The organism is uncultured Clostridium sp. (genome assembly GCF_947036855.1).
Taxonomy (GTDB): domain Bacteria; phylum Bacillota; class Clostridia; order Clostridiales; family Clostridiaceae; genus Sarcina.
Genome location: NZ_CAMQRY010000207.1, coordinates 1 through 2,804 on the forward strand (window position 1 = coordinate 1; position 2,804 = coordinate 2,804).

Consider the following 2,804-nt stretch of genomic DNA (forward strand, 5'->3'; position numbering starts at 1 on the left):
TTTTAACTTTCTATATTATCAATACTAATAGTCCTATCACATAGTGAAGCTATATATTTATCATGCGTAACTATTATGATTGTTTTGTTTTCAACATCTCTTAGTAAGCTTAATAAATTGAAAATCTTAGTTGCATTATCTTTATCAACAGAGGCTGTGGGTTCATCTGCTAAGATTATTTTACTATCTTTTAAAAATATTTTAGCAAGGGCAACTCTTTGTTGCTCTCCACCACTTAATTTAAATACTTTTGTATTTAGTAAATCACCAATTCCTACTTTTTTTAAAATTTCCATTTTTCTATCAAGTTTACTAGTAGTACTTTTAGTATATTTTAGTGCAATATCTAAATTTTCATTTACGGTCATGTTATCTATTAGTCCATAGTTTTGGAATAAATAACAGAATACAGATTTAAACATTTCTCTTCGTTCTTTAGAGTTATTCCAATCTATAAGTTTATCATTTATATAGATTTCTCCAGAGTCTGCTTTTTCTAGACCTCCAATTATATTTAGGAGAGTAGATTTACCAGCGCCACTAGAACCAGTTATTGCAACTATCTCTTTTTCTGCAATTTCTATATTAAAATTTTTAAATATAGTTGTTTCATTATAAGCTTTATATAAATTTTTAATTTTAATCATAATATTATATTACTCCTTGTTTAAAATAGATTTTAAAATTGTTTTTAAATGTGATTTATACATTATATAAAATACGATACTATCAATTAATAACATCAGAAGAACTATCCCATTAGTAATTCCAAATAACTCTATATTTAAAGTGTGCATTTTTATATAGAATAATAAATTTATACCAAGTACAATTCCATATCCAATAAGATTTTTAAATATAAATTTTTTGATGATTTCAAAGTTAGAATATCCACCGAGTACTTTAACTGCAAATATCATTTTATTTCTTTCTATATAATTCACAACAGCAAATATACTAATTAATATTTGTGTGAAAATTAAAATAGCTATACAGAATAAATCTACTGATAATTCTTTTTGTAGTTTATACATATAGGCAGATACTCTGCTATATAAAGTAGGTGTAGCAACTAAATTATTAGTTAAGCCACTTTCCTTTATTGCTGATTTCATTAGCCTATTGTTATATGAATTATTTACAAATACTGTACCTCTAGATAAAAGGCTTTCATAAGTGTCAGCACCCATATTAATACCATCAAGTATTGCTATACATGAATTTACACTATAAGGTTTCCTAATATTATATAGAGGTGTTTTTTGATTATTCCTAATAAATTTAATCTCTACTTTTACAGGAGGATAATCATTAGGACTTAAAGCATATTGCCCACCAATAGCTTGCTGATACATAGATTTAGTTATATATTTCTCCATTTGATAGTTTTTTTGATAAGATGCTTTTATTTGGTTAATATCTTTTTTATATTTTATTGGTACAAGTACAATTAAATAATCTCCAAAATTATTTGCTACTTTAACTTTTTTATTATTAATATCATATATAGGATTTTCTTTTAAGTAATTTGCATTAGCATATAAAGCATTTCCATCTTGTAAAGATGTATCTTCTAATGGATTAGCAAAATTATTAAGTTTTATAACTCCTGTTATTCCATATGTAGGAGCACATAAAATAGCATTGCTATTTACATCTTCAAAGAAATTTTTAAATTTAAAAGAAGTTTTAATTTCTGCTAAGTTATTAGTAGTATTAAAATTAAATACTGTATAAGAATACTTATTTGTATTTTGCCAATAGCTCATTTGTTTTAGGATTTTATTTTTCATCATTAATCCACTAATCAATTGAACAATAACAAAAATTATAATTATTAAACTTAAATATTTAAAAATAAAGTTAGCTTTTGCTATTAAAACTAATGGCTTTTTATTTTTTAGAGAGCTATAAACATCAGCTCTAAAGATTACAAGTGATAGTAGTATTAATAATATATTTATAGCTATATACACTAGTACATAAATACTTATATAGTATATTAGGAAATTAAGTATGCCTACTTTGTATTTGAAGTATGCGTAGATTATAGTAATTATAATATTTACTAAAATACATAATGCTGTGATAACTAAAGATGTTTTTACATATTTTTTAAAAATGTCCATCTTAGAATAACCACTAACTACTTTGATGGCATATTCTTTTAATGTTCCAATTAAATAATATAAGTAAGTAATTATAATTAAAATAATTACTAAAGCACTCGCTACAATAACATTTGTATTAAATGAACTTTGAGTAGAATTAACATTATCATTTTTGAGTAGTGTGCTAGTTAAGCCAAGATTTTTAAATGCGCTTATAATACTTTTACTATTTCCACCCTGAACATAATAAACTCCAGTGATAGGAAGTATACTACTACCTGCTAGACTTTGGATATTTATATTATTATCATTTAAAATTCTAATATGCCCAATCATATTATCAGCTTTTGAATTTGTACTTAAAATTAAATTGTTTTGTAAATTAGCAGGAGTGTTTTCTCCTTTAAATTTAATATTAAATAAATTAGTAAAAGCTTGTTTGCTTCCGATAGATGCATATATATCAATATCATTTTTAGTCATTTGAGGGACATAATAAATTCTATAAATATTTGCATTTTGTTGTTTTGATATCTTTTCAATAGTCTTATTTATATCGTGTGAAGTTTCTTTTTTAGTCCAATTACTAACATTAATTTGATATGTATTACTAGTTACTTTTTTCATTAAACTTGATTGTGAATAAATGCTTAAAGTCATTATTGAAATAAGTATAAAGAATGTTAGTAGTAA

The 2,804-nt window shown here is 23.8% G+C and carries 2 protein-coding genes; both read right to left on the reverse strand.

The window, feature by feature from the left end; genetic code table 11:
* Nucleotides 1–2: 2 nt before the first annotated feature.
* A complete protein-coding gene (locus tag Q0V15_RS12820) occupies nt 3–647 on the reverse strand; it encodes an ATP-binding cassette domain-containing protein (RefSeq protein ID WP_297439532.1) in 645 nt (214 codons plus the stop codon).
* A 9-nt stretch (nt 648–656) separates the two neighbouring features.
* Nucleotides 657–2,804, reverse strand: a 2,148-nt coding sequence (locus Q0V15_RS12825; protein WP_297439533.1) for a hypothetical protein, incomplete at its 5' end; no start/stop codon positions are given.

Coding starts and splice junctions, on each gene's coding strand:
- Q0V15_RS12820 (WP_297439532.1), bottom strand. CDS start 647: ATGATTAAAATTAAAAATTTATATAAAGCTTATAATGAAACAACTATA.